The organism is Microbacterium sp. 10M-3C3 (genome assembly GCF_003931875.1).
GTDB lineage: Bacteria > Actinomycetota > Actinomycetes > Actinomycetales > Microbacteriaceae > Microbacterium.
Window position 1 is genome coordinate 1201668 of record NZ_CP034245.1, and the last position, 13120, is coordinate 1214787.

The 13120-nt window shown below is 72.8% G+C and carries 20 protein-coding genes and 1 tRNA gene; 10 read left to right on the top strand and 11 right to left on the bottom strand.

All coding sequences use genetic code 11. From position 1 onward, the window contains the following. The first annotated feature begins 28 nt into the window (after nucleotides 1–28). Together EI169_RS05680 and EI169_RS05685 are read left to right on the top strand one after the other, a co-directional pair. Nucleotides 29–760 (top strand): DUF2510 domain-containing protein, encoded by a 732-nt coding sequence (locus tag EI169_RS05680; protein ID WP_164515444.1) that lies wholly within the window; start codon nucleotides 29–31, stop codon nucleotides 758–760. 20 nt (nucleotides 761–780) lie between these two features. Next, nucleotides 781–1149, top strand: a complete 369-nt coding sequence (locus tag EI169_RS05685) for a UBP-type zinc finger domain-containing protein (protein WP_125131469.1) — start codon at nucleotides 781–783, stop codon at nucleotides 1147–1149. Between the two features lie 22 nt (nucleotides 1150–1171). Here EI169_RS05685 and EI169_RS05690 read toward each other — a convergent pair whose 3' ends face one another. Then, nucleotides 1172–2092, bottom strand: a complete 921-nt coding sequence (locus tag EI169_RS05690) for an ROK family protein (RefSeq protein ID WP_125131470.1) — start codon at nucleotides 2090–2092, stop codon at nucleotides 1172–1174. 174 nt (nucleotides 2093–2266) lie between these two features. On the opposite strand from EI169_RS05690, the gene EI169_RS05695 reads away from it, so the two are divergent. After that, complete coding sequence (locus tag EI169_RS05695) at nucleotides 2267–2719, top strand: Hsp20/alpha crystallin family protein (protein ID WP_125131471.1); 453 nt, start codon at nucleotides 2267–2269, stop codon at nucleotides 2717–2719. A gap of 80 nt (nucleotides 2720–2799) precedes the next feature. Beyond that, nucleotides 2800–3561, top strand: coding sequence for a sulfite exporter TauE/SafE family protein (locus EI169_RS05700; protein ID WP_240640658.1), 762 nt, complete (start codon nucleotides 2800–2802; stop codon nucleotides 3559–3561). Between the two features lie 4 nt (nucleotides 3562–3565). On the opposite strand, the gene EI169_RS05705 is transcribed toward EI169_RS05700, so the two are convergent. After that, on the bottom strand, nucleotides 3566–4759 hold the full coding sequence (locus EI169_RS05705) for a glycosyltransferase (protein WP_125131472.1): 1194 nt from the start codon (nucleotides 4757–4759) through the stop codon (nucleotides 3566–3568). Between the two features lie 108 nt (nucleotides 4760–4867). On the opposite strand from EI169_RS05705, the gene EI169_RS05710 reads away from it, so the two are divergent. Continuing rightward, nucleotides 4868–5341 (top strand): YdeI/OmpD-associated family protein, encoded by a 474-nt coding sequence (locus EI169_RS05710; RefSeq protein ID WP_125131473.1) that lies wholly within the window; start codon nucleotides 4868–4870, stop codon nucleotides 5339–5341. A 15-nt stretch (nucleotides 5342–5356) separates the two neighbouring features. Continuing rightward, a complete protein-coding gene (locus EI169_RS05715; protein ID WP_125131474.1) occupies nucleotides 5357–5635 on the top strand; it encodes an antibiotic biosynthesis monooxygenase in 279 nt (92 codons plus the stop codon). Nucleotides 5636–5639: 4 nt separating this feature from the next. Here the strand turns inward: EI169_RS05715 and EI169_RS05720 are convergent, their stop codons facing one another. Together EI169_RS05720 and EI169_RS05725 are read right to left on the bottom strand one after the other, a co-directional pair. Beyond that, on the bottom strand, nucleotides 5640–6053 hold the full coding sequence (locus tag EI169_RS05720) for a nitroreductase family deazaflavin-dependent oxidoreductase (RefSeq protein ID WP_125131475.1): 414 nt from the start codon (nucleotides 6051–6053) through the stop codon (nucleotides 5640–5642). A gap of 85 nt (nucleotides 6054–6138) precedes the next feature. Then, nucleotides 6139–6594 (bottom strand): VOC family protein, encoded by a 456-nt coding sequence (locus EI169_RS05725; RefSeq protein ID WP_125131476.1) that lies wholly within the window; start codon nucleotides 6592–6594, stop codon nucleotides 6139–6141. Between the two features lie 94 nt (nucleotides 6595–6688). Here EI169_RS05725 and EI169_RS05730 point away from each other — a divergent pair, with 94 nt between their 5' ends. Continuing rightward, nucleotides 6689–8146 carry a WYL domain-containing protein gene (locus EI169_RS05730; protein WP_346427093.1) on the top strand — a complete coding sequence of 486 codons (1458 nt, stop codon included), beginning with the start codon at nucleotides 6689–6691 and terminating at the stop codon, nucleotides 8144–8146. A gap of 3 nt (nucleotides 8147–8149) precedes the next feature. Here the strand turns inward: EI169_RS05730 and EI169_RS05740 are convergent, their stop codons facing one another. Beyond that, the gene (locus EI169_RS05740; RefSeq protein ID WP_125131478.1) at nucleotides 8150–8818 is read right to left on the bottom strand and encodes a VOC family protein; all 669 of its coding nucleotides are present in this window, start codon (nucleotides 8816–8818) and stop codon (nucleotides 8150–8152) included. Between the two features lie 103 nt (nucleotides 8819–8921). Here EI169_RS05740 and EI169_RS05745 point away from each other — a divergent pair, with 103 nt between their 5' ends. Both EI169_RS05745 and EI169_RS05750 read left to right on the top strand, forming a co-directional pair. Continuing rightward, nucleotides 8922–9296 (top strand): hypothetical protein, encoded by a 375-nt coding sequence (locus tag EI169_RS05745; protein ID WP_125131479.1) that lies wholly within the window; start codon nucleotides 8922–8924, stop codon nucleotides 9294–9296. A 13-nt stretch (nucleotides 9297–9309) separates the two neighbouring features. Next, nucleotides 9310–9792 carry an ATP-dependent endonuclease gene (locus EI169_RS05750; protein ID WP_125131480.1) on the top strand — a complete coding sequence of 161 codons (483 nt, stop codon included), beginning with the start codon at nucleotides 9310–9312 and terminating at the stop codon, nucleotides 9790–9792. Nucleotides 9793–9810: 18 nt separating this feature from the next. On the opposite strand, the gene EI169_RS05755 is transcribed toward EI169_RS05750, so the two are convergent. Further along, nucleotides 9811–9882, bottom strand: a tRNA-Arg gene (locus EI169_RS05755). 47 nt (nucleotides 9883–9929) lie between these two features. Continuing rightward, nucleotides 9930–10484 (bottom strand): heme-binding protein, encoded by a 555-nt coding sequence (locus tag EI169_RS05760; protein WP_125131481.1) that lies wholly within the window; start codon nucleotides 10482–10484, stop codon nucleotides 9930–9932. A 120-nt stretch (nucleotides 10485–10604) separates the two neighbouring features. Between EI169_RS05760 and EI169_RS05765 the strand changes: the two genes are divergently transcribed. Then, on the top strand, nucleotides 10605–10814 hold the full coding sequence (locus EI169_RS05765; RefSeq protein WP_125131482.1) for a hypothetical protein: 210 nt from the start codon (nucleotides 10605–10607) through the stop codon (nucleotides 10812–10814). On the opposite strand, the gene EI169_RS05770 is transcribed toward EI169_RS05765, so the two are convergent. From EI169_RS05770 to EI169_RS05785, 4 genes are all read right to left on the bottom strand, one after another. Continuing rightward, a complete protein-coding gene (locus EI169_RS05770; protein WP_125131483.1) occupies nucleotides 10804–11325 on the bottom strand; it encodes a hypothetical protein in 522 nt (173 codons plus the stop codon). The genes EI169_RS05765 and EI169_RS05770 overlap by 11 nt on opposite strands. A 97-nt stretch (nucleotides 11326–11422) precedes the next feature. Beyond that, a complete protein-coding gene (locus EI169_RS05775) occupies nucleotides 11423–11704 on the bottom strand; it encodes an iron-sulfur cluster biosynthesis family protein (RefSeq protein WP_125131484.1) in 282 nt (93 codons plus the stop codon). A 107-nt stretch (nucleotides 11705–11811) separates the two neighbouring features. Then, nucleotides 11812–12162 carry an Lsr2 family protein gene (locus tag EI169_RS05780; protein ID WP_125131485.1) on the bottom strand — a complete coding sequence of 117 codons (351 nt, stop codon included), beginning with the start codon at nucleotides 12160–12162 and terminating at the stop codon, nucleotides 11812–11814. Between the two features lie 30 nt (nucleotides 12163–12192). Continuing rightward, nucleotides 12193–13032: a LuxR C-terminal-related transcriptional regulator gene (locus EI169_RS05785; protein ID WP_125133339.1), complete on the bottom strand. Its 840-nt coding sequence runs from the start codon at nucleotides 13030–13032 to the stop codon at nucleotides 12193–12195. Nucleotides 13033–13120: the final 88 nt, after the last annotated feature.

Here is a 13120-nt window from a genome sequence, read left to right on the forward strand (position 1 = left end):
GCTGGACGCCCGCGACCCAAGGACGGTTATGACCTCTCCCTCCTCGACCCCGCCCGGCTGGTACCCCGACACGGAGCGCCCCGGCGGGGAGCGCTGGTGGAACGGCCTCGCGTGGACCGACGATCGCCGCGGTGGCGCGGCATCCGGATTCGCGGCGCCGACGGCGCCTGCCGCAACGCCCGCATACCCCGGGTACCCGGCCTACCCCGCATACCCGAGCGCCCCGGCCGCATCGGGGGAGCAGGTCGCGCGGCGCGACATCCCGACGGGCACGGTGTGGATCTGGCTCGTCATCTTCGCCCCGGTCGTCACCGTGCTGCCGCTGTTCTTCTTCGACTGGGAGGGGTACCTGCGCGACGTGATCGTGCAGGCGGCGCAGGATCCGCAGGGCGTCAGCCCGTTCGCCGCCACCCCCTTCGAGGCCGGACTGCTCGGGTTCAGCGTCTTCCAGTACGTCGTGGCGGGGCTGCAGGTGCTGTTCGCGTGGCTCGACTGGCGGGCGCTGAAGGCGCGCGGCATCGTGAAGCCGTTCCACTGGGCGTGGAGCTTCTTCACGTTCGTCGTCAGCAACGGCGTGTACGTCATCGGGCGCGGCATCGTGCTGCGCCGTCAGACCGGCAGCGGTCTCGGCCCGGTGTGGGCGTGGATCGCCCTCACGGTCGCGAGCGTCATCGCGGGCGTGGTGTTCGCGGCGTACCTGATGAACTTCGTCTTCACGGTGATGGTGCCCTACATCGAGCAGTACTCCACGACGCTCTGACCCCCGGAGGAGAACCCGACATGGACACCGAGCAGATCGACACGAGCGCGAAGCCGTGGGCGAGCGGATGCACCGACTGCGACGCGCTCGGCGGGTGGTGGGTGCACCTCCGCCGCTGCGCCGCGTGCGGGCACATCGGATGCTGCGACGACTCCCTCGCCCGACACGCCACCGCGCACTGGCAGGAGACGGGGCACCGCTACATCCAGAGCTTCGAGCCGGGTGAGGACTGGTGGTGGGACTACCAGGAGCAGGCGATGGTCGAGGGCCCCGAGCTCGCGCCGCCGACGAGCCGCCCCGAGTCTCAGCCGTCGCCCGGCCCCGAGGGACGCGTGCCCGGCGACTGGCGCCGCGTGCTCCTGGCCCGCGCGCGCGACGAGCGGGCCTGACCCGGTCGCGCCTCCTCGCGGATCAGTCTCCGAGCACGAGTTCGGCGGCCCCGACGAGGGGGCTCTCGTCGCCGAGCGCCGCGGGCACGATGCGCGCACGGGCGAGGAACGGGAACGGCGCGGCGGCGTCGCGGGCCGCGGCCACGCGCGCGACGTAGTCGTCGGTCACCCGCGAGAACCCGCCGCCGATCACGACGACGTCGAGGTCGAGGAGCGCCGCCGCGGAGACGAGCGCCGCTCCCACCGCCGCGGCACTGCGCTCGACGGCCGCGATGGCGAGCGCGTCACCGGTGGCGCATCCGCGGGCCAGCTCCTCGCCTGTGTCTCCCGACCAGCCCTGGTCGCGCGCCCAGCGCACGGCGTTGGGGCCGCTCGCGACGCGTTCGACGGTCGCGGCGAGTCCGCCCTCCGCCGTGAAGCCCGCGACCGCGACCTGGCCGATGTGGCCGGCGTTGCCGCTCGCGCCGCGCACGGGTCGGCCGTCGATCACGACGCCGCCGCCGATGCCGGTGGACACGACCATGCCCAGGACGACCCGGCCGCCGCGTCCGGCGCCGCGGCGCGTCTCAGAGAGCGCGATGCACTGTCCGTCGAGGGCGAGGCGCACCGGCCCGTCCGTCCAGGCTGTGGGCAGGGCCGCGCGCACGGCGTCGACGATGTCGAAGCGGGCGGCGCCGGGGAGGTTCAGCGGTGAGATCGTGCCCGCGTCGGCGTCGACCGGGCCGGCGCTGCCGATGCCCGCGCCGCGCACCGTCGCTCCGCCCGGCAGCGCGGCCGTGGCGCGTGTGACGACCTCGGCCACCGCGGCGCGCAGGCCCGCGGCGTCGGCTTCCGCTCCGGTGGCGGCCCGCGAGCGCGACCCCGGGAGCACCGTGCCGGAGGCGTCGACCAGCGCGGCTTCGACCTTCGTTCCGCCCAGATCGACGGCGAGTGCGACATCCACGGTGATCCCCTTCCCGACCCGTCCACGCTAGCGCGCTCGCCGTCGGCGAACGCGCCGCACAACGCTGGCACTCTCGGGTGGAGAGTGCTAATCTGACATCACTTGAGTCGAGTCAACTCAAGTCCAGAACATGGGATGCCGGAGCATCCGCTTCGGCGAGTCGAAGGAGGAGACATGGCAGGCTACGACCCTTTCCGTGAGTTCGACCGGCTCGCTTCGGCGCTGGTCGAGGGCCGGCGCGGACCTCGGCGGATGCCGATGGACCTGTACCGCGACGGCGACCACTATGTGCTGACCGCCGACCTCCCGGGCATCGACCCGGGCTCGGTCGACATCGACGTCGACGGCCAGCTGCTGACGATCCGCGCCGAGCGCACGCTCACGACGGGCGAGGGCGTCAAGTGGATCACCCGCGAGCGCGAGGCGGCGTCGTTCGTGCGGCAGCTGAACCTCGGCCAGGGCATCGACACCGACCGCATCAGCGCGTCGTACGGCAACGGCGTGCTGTCGGTGACGATCCCGGTGAGCGAGAAGGCCAAGCCGCGGCGTATCGAGGTGACGACGGAGTCGGACGCCTCGACGATCCGCGCGCACGAGACCGACGCGCCGACGCCGATCGAGCAGTGACGCACTGACAAGAGCGGGGCGGTTCCTCCGGGAGCCGCCCCGCTCGTTCGTCTCCGCTTCGGCACGGGTAGCGTGGGGGAGTGAGCACGGGCATCGACATCGCGACGCTCGGCCCGCTCTCCTGGACCCTCCTCGCGGTCGCGGCCCTCATCGTCGGGGTGTCGAAGACCGCGGTCCCGGGCGCCGGCACGCTCGCCGTCGCGATGTTCGCCGCCGTGCTCCCGGCGAAGGAGTCCACGGCCACGCTCCTGCTGCTCCTGATCGTCGGCGACATGTTCGCGCTGTGGGCGTATCGCCGCCACGCGGTGTGGTCGGCGCTGCTGCGCCTCGTACCCGCGGTTCTCGCCGGCATCGTGCTCGGCGTGCTGTTCCTCGCGTTCGCGAGCGACGCGTGGGTGCGGCGCGGCATCGGCGTGCTGCTGCTCCTCGTCGTCGCCGTCACGCTGTGGCGACGGTGGCGCGCCCGGCACCGCGAGGCGGATGTGCCGAGCGGACCGGTCGCCGCCGCCGTCTACGGCACGCTCGGCGGGTTCACGACGATGGTCGCGAACGCGGCGGGCCCCGTCATGTCGATGTACTTCCTCGCCGCGCGCTTCCCGGTGCACGCGTTCCTCGGCACCGCGGCGTGGTTCTTCGCCGTCGTGAACGTCAGCAAGATCCCGTTCGCCGCCGGTCTCGGCCTCTTCTCCGTGTCGGGCCTGTGGATCGACCTGCTCCTGCTGCCGGCGGTGCTCGTCGGTGCGTTCACCGGCCGGTTCCTCGCGTCGCGCATGTCGCAGCGCGTGTTCGAGCGGATCGTCATCGTGCTCACCGTCGTCGGCGCGCTCTACCTGCTGTGGTGAGCGGTCAGGCCGCCAGCGCGCCGGCGCGCACGCACGCCTCGATCGCCACGCGGTAGTCCGCGATCATCCGATCGCGACCCAGGCGCGGGCGGGCGTGGATCGCCGCGCGGCGCAGGGCCGGTCGCTCCCGCAGCACCTCGTCCCACGTACGCGCGATGTCGGAGGCGTCGTGCCGGGTGACGCGACCGATGCCGGCGACGGATGCCGCGGCATCCCCGACCGCCGTCGTCACCGGCGTGGCACCGCTCGCGGCGCCTTCGAGCAGGCACAGCGGCGACGCCTCGCCGAACGCGCTCGTGAGGGCGACGATGTCGGCGATGCGGTGGAGCATCGGCATGTCGTCGCGGAGCCCGAGAAGGTGCACGCGGGCGTCGAGATGGAGTCCGGCGTCGCGTGCCATGTCGCGCAGGAGCGGGTTGTCGGCGGTCATGCCCGCGCCGCACAGGACGTAGTGCGCGCGTCCGCCGGCGGCGCGGTGCGCCGCGACCGCCGCGAGCAGCAGACCCGGGTCTTTCATCGCGTCGAAGCGTGCGGCGTAGAGCACGACCGGCGCGTCCTCGGGGATGCCGAGAGCGTGCTTGCCGTCGGCGATCTCCGCGGCGGTGCCCGGCCGGAACCGGTCGAGGTCGACGCCGTTGGGCACCACGTCCCGCATGACGCCGTCGATTCCGGCGCGCGCGTAGGCGTCGCTCGTCGACGCGGCGCACGAGATCGTCGCCGTCACGAGTCCCGACCGCGCCGCATCCGCGAGCCAGCCGAGCGCGGGGCCGGCGTGGGTCGGGTCGGAGCGGTGCAGGCATGTGGCCACGGGCACACGCGGCATCATGCCGGCGCGCTCGAGAGCGAGGAGGAGGCCGAGCGGCTGCTCCTTGAGCGTGAGGACGACGTCGGCATCGGCGATCGCGCTCGCCGCCGCCCACAGGTCGGCCGGCGTGAAGACCGACGGGTCGAGCGGGTCGGCTCCTGCCTCGCGGCCGAGCGTCATCACCTCGACGCCCGCATCGATGAGCCGGCGGTAGCGGGCGTCGTCGGTCATCGACTGCACCGTGCCCTCGCGCCGGGCGTGCGACGCGAGTGAGAGCACGCGGTGATGCTGGTCGGCACCGTGGAGGCCCGCGACCACGTCGGTATGCAGGATGCGGGCGCCGCCCGCGAAGAAGCCTTCGTACAGGGAGAGCACTCGGAGCGGGTGTGACATTGCGCACCTCTCGACGGGGGAAAGGCCATGCTGAACGACGCGGCCCGCGGAATCGATGACGCGCACGTGTAGATCGCGTGAACGTCGCGTGCGCGCTACGGTGCCGTCATGGCGTACGCGTGGCCGATCGTCGGACCCTCCTGCGCGATCGCGGGACTCGTCGAGCCGATGCCGTGGGGCAAGGCGACCTACACCGTGCTCCGCGTGCCCGAGGAGCTCGTGTCGGCGGCCGCGGAGGGCGGCACGCGGCGCGTGGCCGGTCGCCTGGAAGACGTCGAGGTCAACCTCGCGCTGAACCGCGCGCCGGTCCTTCCCGACGTGTTCGTGTGGGCAGGGGCGTCGCTCCTGCGCCGCCTGCGGCTGGATGTCGGCGACCCCGTGAGCGGCGAGCTCGCGCCCGTCGACGATGCGGCGGTCCTCGTTCCTGCCGACGTCACGCAGTTGCTGGCTGACGCGGGTGCGACCGAGCGCTGGGAGATGCTGACACCCGCCGACCGCCGTCGACGCCTCGCGACGATCGACGCCGCCGCGACCGCCGCGACGCGCGCCCGCCGCATCCACGCCCTCATCGCCGCTCTCTGACATGGAAGGGTTCACATGTGCGCCACGATCGCCAGCCACCACGTGCGCCCCGCGCACGCCGACGCCTTCCGCGCGTTCTTGGGCCGCATCGAAGACGGCATGGCGGGAACGCCGGGGCTCGTCTCGCTCGAGTCCTACGAAGACCCGCGCACGGGAGACCTCGTCGCCGTCGGACGGTGGGAGAGCGCCGAGGCCGCGCAGGCGGGCGTGCCGCGACTCCTGGCGATCGGCGGTCGCGACCCCGAGTGGTCGAGCGCGCCCGACGACGTGCAGTTCCTGCCGTCGCTGCGCTGACGCGTCAGCGGCGCTCGAGCTCCAGCACCGGAATGGTCCGCGTCGTGCGCTGCTCGTAATCGGCGAAGCCGGGCGCCTCGGCGACGATGCGCTGCCACGCGGCGGCGCGCTCGTCAGGCGACAGCTCGCGCGCCGTCACCTCCACCGTGCCGTCGTCGGGCGTCTCGATCGTGACCTCCGGGTGTGCGCGCAGGTTGTGGTACCACGCCGGATGCTGCGGCGCGCCGCCCTTCGATGCGACGATCAGCCACCCGGCGTCTGTCGGGAACGCGCGGACCGGGGCGATGCGCTCGGTGCCCGTACGCGCGCCGATGTGATGCAGCAGCACGAGGTGTCGCCCGAACTGCGGCACGTGTCCGTTGTTCGAGCGGAACGTCTCGATGATGTTGCGTGTCCACGCGTCGTATCCAGCGTCCACCGCGCCACCTCCTGTTGCACCGAGCCTACGGCCCGCAGACCGGCGAGCGGCCGGGGCGCGGAACGCCTCCGGCCGCTGCGGTCCGTCACGCGTGCGGTGCGACCACGCTGAAGGTCCACGTCACGCCGAACCGGTCGGTCAGCATGCCGAAGCCCGGCGACCATGCCGACGCCGCGAGCGGCTCCACGACGGTGGCGTCCGCCGCGAGGGCGTCCCACCACGTCTGCACCTCCTCGAGACTGGCGCCCGACAGCGCGAGGAAGAACGACTGGTCGGTGACGGTCGTACCGTTCTCGCGATGGGTCGCGCCGGGGAGCCGCGGGGCGTCGGCGCCGGGGATGTCGTACGCCATCACCGTGAAGCCGTCGACGCCGAAGACCTGCCCGTAGACGACGCGGTCGGCGCCGGGGAGCTCGGCCGGCATGCCGAACTCGGCGTAGGTGCGGATGATCGCGGAGCCGGAGAACGCGGCCGCGTAGAACTCGAGCGCGGCCCGCGCGGTGCCGGCGAAGTTGAGGTGGGCGGTGGGGGTGGCGGACATGATGTCTCCTTCGTGACGCCGTCGATCGGCGTGCAACCAGGCTCTCGCATGATCCGGTCAGGGAATGTCCGCTATCCGTGGCAGTGTCAGGAGCATGCCCGCTTCGACCGCCCCGGGCGCGTCCCGGCGCCTGCTCGCGCTGCTCACCCTGCTGCAGACGCCGCGCGAGTGGCCGGCGCCCGCGCTCGCCGAGCGCCTGGGCGTCAGCGAACGCACGATCCGGCGCGACGTCGAGCGCCTGCGCGAACTCGACTACGCGATCGAGTCCACGCGCGGCCCGATCGGCGGGTACCGGCTCACGGCCGGCGCCGACCTGCCGCCGCTGCTCTTCGACGACGGCCAGGCCGTCGCGGTCGCCCTGGCCCTGCGCACCGCCGCGGCGCGCGGCGCGCAGCTCGAAGACGACGCGGCCCGCGCGCTCGTCACCGTCGAGCGGATGCTGCCCTCGCGGCTGGCGCACCGCGTCGATGCCCTGCGTGCGGTGACGGCCGCAGCATCCGAGGTCGCCGTCGACCCGGCCGTGCTGGTGCGGATCGGCGAGGCCGTGCGCGCGCGGCGCGAGCTGCGGTTCGGCTACCTCCCGGCGGGACGCGACGACGAGCCGCCCGGCGCGCCGCTGCGCACGCAGCCGCACCACGTGCTGCTGCACGACGGACGGTGGTACGTGATCGGCTGGACGCCCGAGCGCGAGGCGTGGCGCACGTATCGCGTCGACCGGATGGTGCTGCGCTCGCACGACGGCGCGGAGTTCACCCCGCGCGTCGTTCCGGGCGGCGATCCGGCCGCGTTCCTGGCGGCGCAGTTCAAGGGGTCGGAGGGCGGCGTCGACGCGTGGCCCGTGCGGCACGGCGACGATCCACGCGCCGGTGCGCGCGGTCGCACCCTACATCGACGACGGCGCGCTCGAGCAGGTCGCGCCCGATCGTCAGCGCGTGACGCTCGGCGCGTGGTCGTGGGTCGCGCTCGCCGTCCTGTTCGCGCGCTTCGACGCGCCCCTGTCCGACATCGAGCCGACCGAGCTGCGCGACGGCTTCGCCACCGTCGCGCAACGCCTCTCCGCTGCGAGGGGGTGAGCGGGGAGAATGGACGAATGCCTTCCGACATCCTGACCCAGCTGGTGCGCCGTCTCTCGTCCCACGACCTGCTCACCGACCTCGCCGTCGACGGCGACGTCGTCCGTGGGCGCGCGTGGCTCGAGGGTCTCGACACCGAGGTGGCCTTGACCGTCGACCCGGAGATCGAGGATGTCGACGACCCCGACGTCGACGCGCTCGTCGCCGCGACCGAGGCGGTGCTGAATGCCGGGGCGCAGCGGTGGGTCGAGATCGTCGACGACGTCGCGACCGAGATCGAGGAGGCCGTCGAGCAGCAGGGCGGCGCGAAGGAGACGACCGACCTGCGCACGGAGCTGACGCTCACGTCGCTCACCGTGTTCGCCGAGGCGAGCCTCGTGCGCTTCACCGCCGCGCGGCAGTTCCCGTCGGCGCAGATCCTCGTCCAGCTCGACGAGGAGCTCGAGATCAGCGACCTCTCCGTCGTCGAGGACGACTGAGCCTCACGCGCCGCCGTCGGGCCACGCCGCGATGTCGACGCCGTGGTTCTCGGGGGAGGCCAGCGACCAGAACGCCGGCGCGTTCGTGTCGTCGACGAGCCGTCCGCCGGCCGCGAGGGCGGCGTCGACACGCGCCTGCGCCTGATCGGCCGGCACGTACACATCGACGTGCGTGCGCCCGCGGCCGGCCGCGTCACCGGTGATGGGGTTGAACGCGAGCCCCGGCCCGCGCCGCAGCGGGTCGACCGCGTCGCCCTCGCCGAGCGGGTCGTAGCCGAGCGCGGCGAGGAAGAACGGCCGCACGTCGGCGCCCGACTGCTGCGCGACGTAGATGCCGATCGACTGCACGGCCGCGGGATTCTCGGTCAGCCCGCGCTCGGAGGCCGCCCGCGACACCTCCGCGGCGAACCCGGATGCAGCGGCCGGCACACCCTCGCCGCCGAGCCACGGGATCGACACGCGGATCGCGTCGGGCCGCACGTCGATGTCGACGGTTAGCCTCGCTGCATCCGCAGCCGTGACCACGGCGTCGACGAGCGACGCCGCGTGCGCGAGCGAGCGTGCGCGGTAGACCGCATCCGTTCCGTGGCCGGTGATGCGCCACGCCGACACTCCGGGAGCGTTGTGGAACTCCGCGGCGGTGATCGAGTCGTCCGTAGGGCTGTCGCTCATCCGTGCCTCCTCGTCGTCGCCTCACCGTACGCCGACGGAGGCGCGCACCGATACGCTTCGAACGATCCCGTGTGCGGGGGAGGGGGACGAACATGGTGGCACCGTGGCTCGGCGGCCGTCGAAGCACAACGAAGCCCAGGAGTGGGCGGTGCTGGGCCTGTTCGCGGTGTACTTCGCCGTCGCGACAGCCGTCGCCTTCGTCGTGGTCTACAGCGACGAGTGGCTGAGGGGCTGCCCCTTCTTCGCGTGCGGAGATCAGCGCGCGATGCTCGCGATGGCGGTGTTCGTCATCTTCGACGCGCTCGTCTTCCTCGCCGCCGTCGGCGGCACCGCAGTGATGGCTTCGCGCGGGTGGTGGCGTCTGCTGCCGCCCATCGCCGGGATCAACGTATGCGTCGTCGGCGCTGCGATCGTTCTCATCCTGATGCTCGGGGTCGAGGTCCCGGTCGTCTTCTGGCATCCCGCCGAGCTGACCTGAATCCCGGCTCCTCATGACCGTGGTGCTCGTGGAGGGGGAGAGCGACCGGGTCGCGCTCGAGGTGCTCGCGGAGCGCCGCGGCATCCGGCTCCCGACGGTGGTGGTGACCGGGGGAGCGGGCGGAGCGCGACGTGCCGTCGCGTCACTCGGTGGCGAGCCGACCGTAGGGCTCGTGGACGCAGCCGAACGCGAGCAGATGTCCGGCTTCGTCACGCGCCTGTTCGTCTGCACGCCCGATCTGGAGGGCGAGCTTGTCCGGGCACTCGGCATCGACGCGGTCATCGGGATCATCGAGGCGGAGGGCGAGGGCGCATCGTTCCGCCGGCTCCAGCATCAGCCGGCGCAGCGCGGGCGGCCCGTCGAGGCTCACCTGCCCAAATTCTTCGGCGGCCGCGGCGGCAACAAGCCTCGCTACGCGAGGCTCCTTGCGGCTACCGTCCCGCTCGACCGAATCCCTGCTCCCTTGGACGGCGTGCTGCAAGCTGCCGCCGTCTGAGCTGGCGGTCCTGCTCAAGGCCCCTGGAGGGACTCGAACCCCCAACCCTCTCCTTAGGACGGAGCTGCTCTTCCATTGAGCTACAGAGGCCGGCGGTCCCGAGTTTATCGGAGGCCGGCAGGCTGACCGTCCGGCCGTCACGTGTTCTCGATGTCGACCTGCACCTCGTTGTGCCGCAGGAACCACGGCGTGAAGGGCGGATCGAAGCGCGCAAACCGCGGCTCGCCGACGGCGCTCAAACCGGCCCCGCGAAGAGCGGACAGCAGCTCTTCACGGTGCTTCTCCCACGACGCCTGCGCCCACCGGCCGGAGAAGCGCGTCGCGGCGACGAGACGCTCGGGAACCGTGCGCAGGCGTACGTCGGGGCGGTTCGGGATCGGCGCATCCGCCTCGGTCATGCCCGACGGGAGCACGAAGGCGACGACGAAGCCGTCACCCGCGCCGGACTGGACGACGGGCGCGGTCATGGCGATCTTCTGCGACTGCTGAACGACGGGCGCCGTCATCGCGATCTTCTCGCGCCGTCGGTTCTCGCCCCCGATGTACCCGGCGAGGGCGCGGAAGGCGCGGTTGCCGGCAACCTCGAAAGACGCGTCACGGACGTCGGTTTCGACGACGACGTGCGCCGGATAGCGGCGCACCTCCCACCCGTCGCGCTCGCGCACGACGTCGTACGGCTGCTGCTCCGTCATGGCGGAAGGCTACGCCGGTCGGCTCGCGCGCCTCAGCGGCTGGCGGCGAAGAATACGCGCCGCGCGACAGCGGCGCCAACCCCCGGCTGCTGCCGCCGAGGGTCAGGGTGCAATGGGCGCATGGCCCCGCCGATGCCCTACCACGACGCGCTCGCCGGCGCGGGGATCGCGGCGTGGGTCGTCGGCATGGGACTGACACTCGGGGCCGACGATGCGGTGTGGCAGGTGGTGGGCGGCGTGCTCTGGGGCGGCGGCTTCCTCGTCGCCTCGGCCGCCGCGGTGCACGCCTACATCACGCGCGTGCGCTCGGGCGACGACGTCACCAAGTGACGTACAGCACGTCCACGCCGTCGACGGGCTGCGGCGCCGCGCCCACGGCGTGCTCGGCCGAGGTCGGCTCGTCGCCGCCCTTCCACCAGATGAGCGGCCCGTAGTCGTCGGACTGCTGGTACCCCGCCTCATCGAGCGCGGCGCCGAGCGCCGTGAGCACGCCCTGCGGATCCTCGGCCCAGAAGGCGGCGTAGCGCACCGCGCCCGTGTCCTCGTCGGTGAGGTAGCACGTGGGACCCTGAGCGAACGTGACGTCGGGGATCTCGAGCGACGCCGGATCGAGCGGCTTCGCGGCGGGGTAGCCGTATTGCTGGGCGTAGGCGAGCAGCTCGGGGGTGCAGCCGTACGTCTCCGCCGGCTCGTCCGGTGCGGCGGCCTCGGGTGCGCTCGCCGACGGTGCTGCGCCGCCGTCGTCCGCCGGTGCGGGGGTGCTGCCGCCGGAGCACGCGCTGAGGGGGAGAAGCACGATGAGGGCGGCGGTCGCGGCGACGAGCGACGAGCGAGACGTCATGCGACGAGTGTGGCGGCTCGGCCATGCCGCGGGCAAGAGAAACGGCGATGCCCCGGGCCCTCGGCCGCGGGACATCGCCGTGTCTGAAGCTCTGCGGTTACGCCGCGCTGACGGCGAACTGCACGCCGCCCTGCCCGTCCTCCTGTGCGTCGAGCACGCGGTCGTCGAGGACGACGGCGGCTTCGAGATCGAGGAAGACGCGGGCTCCGTCCTTCTCGACGACGGCGTCGGTCGGCTGGGGCGCCGGCACGACGATGAGCTGAAACTGCGACTCGGGCGACCCGGCGCCCTGGATGCGGATGCCGCCGGTGGTCACCTCGGGGAACTGCGCGGTGATGGTCTTGACGGCGGTCGTGGCCTGCTCGGTGAGCGTGAGCATCGGATGCTCTCCTTCCGTTGCGGACTGGAGCCAGCCACGATTCCGAGAATGCGGGCGCGACTCAACCTCTGGCGGCCATTGCCAGGGGATTCCCACGGAGGGAGGCGTCAGTGCGCGGCTTCGTACGCCTCGAGCACCGAGGCGGGCACGCGCCCGCGCTCCGACACGGTGTAGCCGTTGTCTTTCGCCCAGGCGCGGATGGCGGTGTAGTCCTGCTGGCCGGTGCGGCGACGCGGGCGGCTGGAGGACCCCGAGCTCGCGGCGGACGACCGCGACACCGGACGGGCGGCGTCGATCCACGGCGCGAGAGCCTCGCGGAGCGCCGCGGCGTTCGCGTCGGTCAGGTCGATCTCGTACGCGACGCCGTCGAGGGAGAACAGCACCGTCTCGCCCTCACCGACCTCCAGGACGCTGCCATCCAGATCATCGACGAGCTGATGCACGATTCTGCGGGCCATGGTCACACCATATCCGTCGGATCCGCGCGATCACGGGAGAATGCCGAGGCGACGCGCCCGCGTGACCGCGGCGTGTCGCGTGGAGGCGTCGAGCTTCGACATCGCCGCGGCGAGGTACGACTTCACGGTCGTCTCGCGCAGGTCGAGCTGGGCGGCGATCTCGGCGTTGGTCGCGCCGAGCGCCGCGCACGCGAGCACGTCGTGCTCCCGCGGCGAAAGGCGCACCTCCGGCTCGCCGGCGTGCTCGCCGGGGCCCGACAGGGCGGCCAGGCGCCGCTCGATCCGCTCCAGACGCGTGCGGATGGCGGCGTCCTGCACGCCGGCGGCGAGGCTCCGCAGCTCGGCGTAGCTCTCGCGCAGCTCCTCCCGAGCCGTGGTGGGCAGCCCGTCGGACGGCGCCGGGTCGGGCATCGCGGCCAGGCGCCGCTGCACCTCGTCGCGCACGCGCAGCTCGACGGCGAGCTCCTCGGCGACGCGGAACGCGGGTCGTGCGGCGCCGTCGCCGATGGGGGACTGGCCCCACGATCCGCAGTACAGCACGCCCCGCGGGGTGCCGGTGACGACGACCGGTACCGCGAACAGCGTCGCGATGCCCTCGCCGAGGATCACGCGGTCGTAGTCGTGCGTGATGGTGCGCGACGTGCGGTAGTCGAGCGTGACGCGAGGCCGCCCCTCGACGAGCGCGCGGCCGCCGAGTCCCCGATGGCGCTGCACGACGAGCCCTTCGAGGTGGCGCGTCCGGGCTCCCGCGATCGCCGACACGTGGATCGCGCCGTCGTGCTCCAGGCCGCCGAAGGCGACGGGGAAGCGGGTGCGCCGGACGAGCTCGCCGACCGCGTGAGACACCGGATCGGCGGCCGGAGTCGTCATCGCTGCAGTGCCCACGAACTACCTACTTCCGGGGGTGGACGGCCTCTTCGCCGTCTTCGTAGCGTCGACCTTATCACCGGGGCATCTC

Bases quoted from the DNA above. Each gene is read 5' to 3' on its own strand.
- EI169_RS05685 (WP_125131469.1), top strand. From the start codon at position 781: ATGGACACCGAGCAGATCGACACGAGCGCGAAGCCGTGGGCGAGCGGA.
- EI169_RS05785 (WP_125133339.1), bottom strand. From the start codon at position 13,032: ATGACGACTCCGGCCGCCGATCCGGTGTCTCACGCGGTCGGCGAGCTC.
- EI169_RS05780 (WP_125131485.1), bottom strand. From the start codon at position 12,162: ATGGCCCGCAGAATCGTGCATCAGCTCGTCGATGATCTGGATGGCAGC.
- EI169_RS05765 (WP_125131482.1), top strand. From the start codon at position 10,605: ATGGCCCCGCCGATGCCCTACCACGACGCGCTCGCCGGCGCGGGGATC.
- EI169_RS05710 (WP_125131473.1), top strand. From the start codon at position 4,868: ATGGCGTACGCGTGGCCGATCGTCGGACCCTCCTGCGCGATCGCGGGA.
- EI169_RS05750 (WP_125131480.1), top strand. From the start codon at position 9,310: ATGACCGTGGTGCTCGTGGAGGGGGAGAGCGACCGGGTCGCGCTCGAG.
- EI169_RS05705 (WP_125131472.1), bottom strand. From the start codon at position 4,759: ATGTCACACCCGCTCCGAGTGCTCTCCCTGTACGAAGGCTTCTTCGCG.
- EI169_RS05680 (WP_164515444.1), top strand. From the start codon at position 29: ATGACCTCTCCCTCCTCGACCCCGCCCGGCTGGTACCCCGACACGGAG.
- EI169_RS05770 (WP_125131483.1), bottom strand. From the start codon at position 11,325: ATGACGTCTCGCTCGTCGCTCGTCGCCGCGACCGCCGCCCTCATCGTG.
- EI169_RS05760 (WP_125131481.1), bottom strand. From the start codon at position 10,484: ATGACGGAGCAGCAGCCGTACGACGTCGTGCGCGAGCGCGACGGGTGG.
- EI169_RS05715 (WP_125131474.1), top strand. From the start codon at position 5,357: ATGTGCGCCACGATCGCCAGCCACCACGTGCGCCCCGCGCACGCCGAC.
- EI169_RS05775 (WP_125131484.1), bottom strand. From the start codon at position 11,704: ATGCTCACGCTCACCGAGCAGGCCACGACCGCCGTCAAGACCATCACC.
- EI169_RS05740 (WP_125131478.1), bottom strand. From the start codon at position 8,818: ATGAGCGACAGCCCTACGGACGACTCGATCACCGCCGCGGAGTTCCAC.
- EI169_RS05725 (WP_125131476.1), bottom strand. From the start codon at position 6,594: ATGTCCGCCACCCCCACCGCCCACCTCAACTTCGCCGGCACCGCGCGG.
- EI169_RS05695 (WP_125131471.1), top strand. From the start codon at position 2,267: ATGGCAGGCTACGACCCTTTCCGTGAGTTCGACCGGCTCGCTTCGGCG.
- EI169_RS05730 (WP_346427093.1), top strand. From the start codon at position 6,689: ATGCCCGCTTCGACCGCCCCGGGCGCGTCCCGGCGCCTGCTCGCGCTG.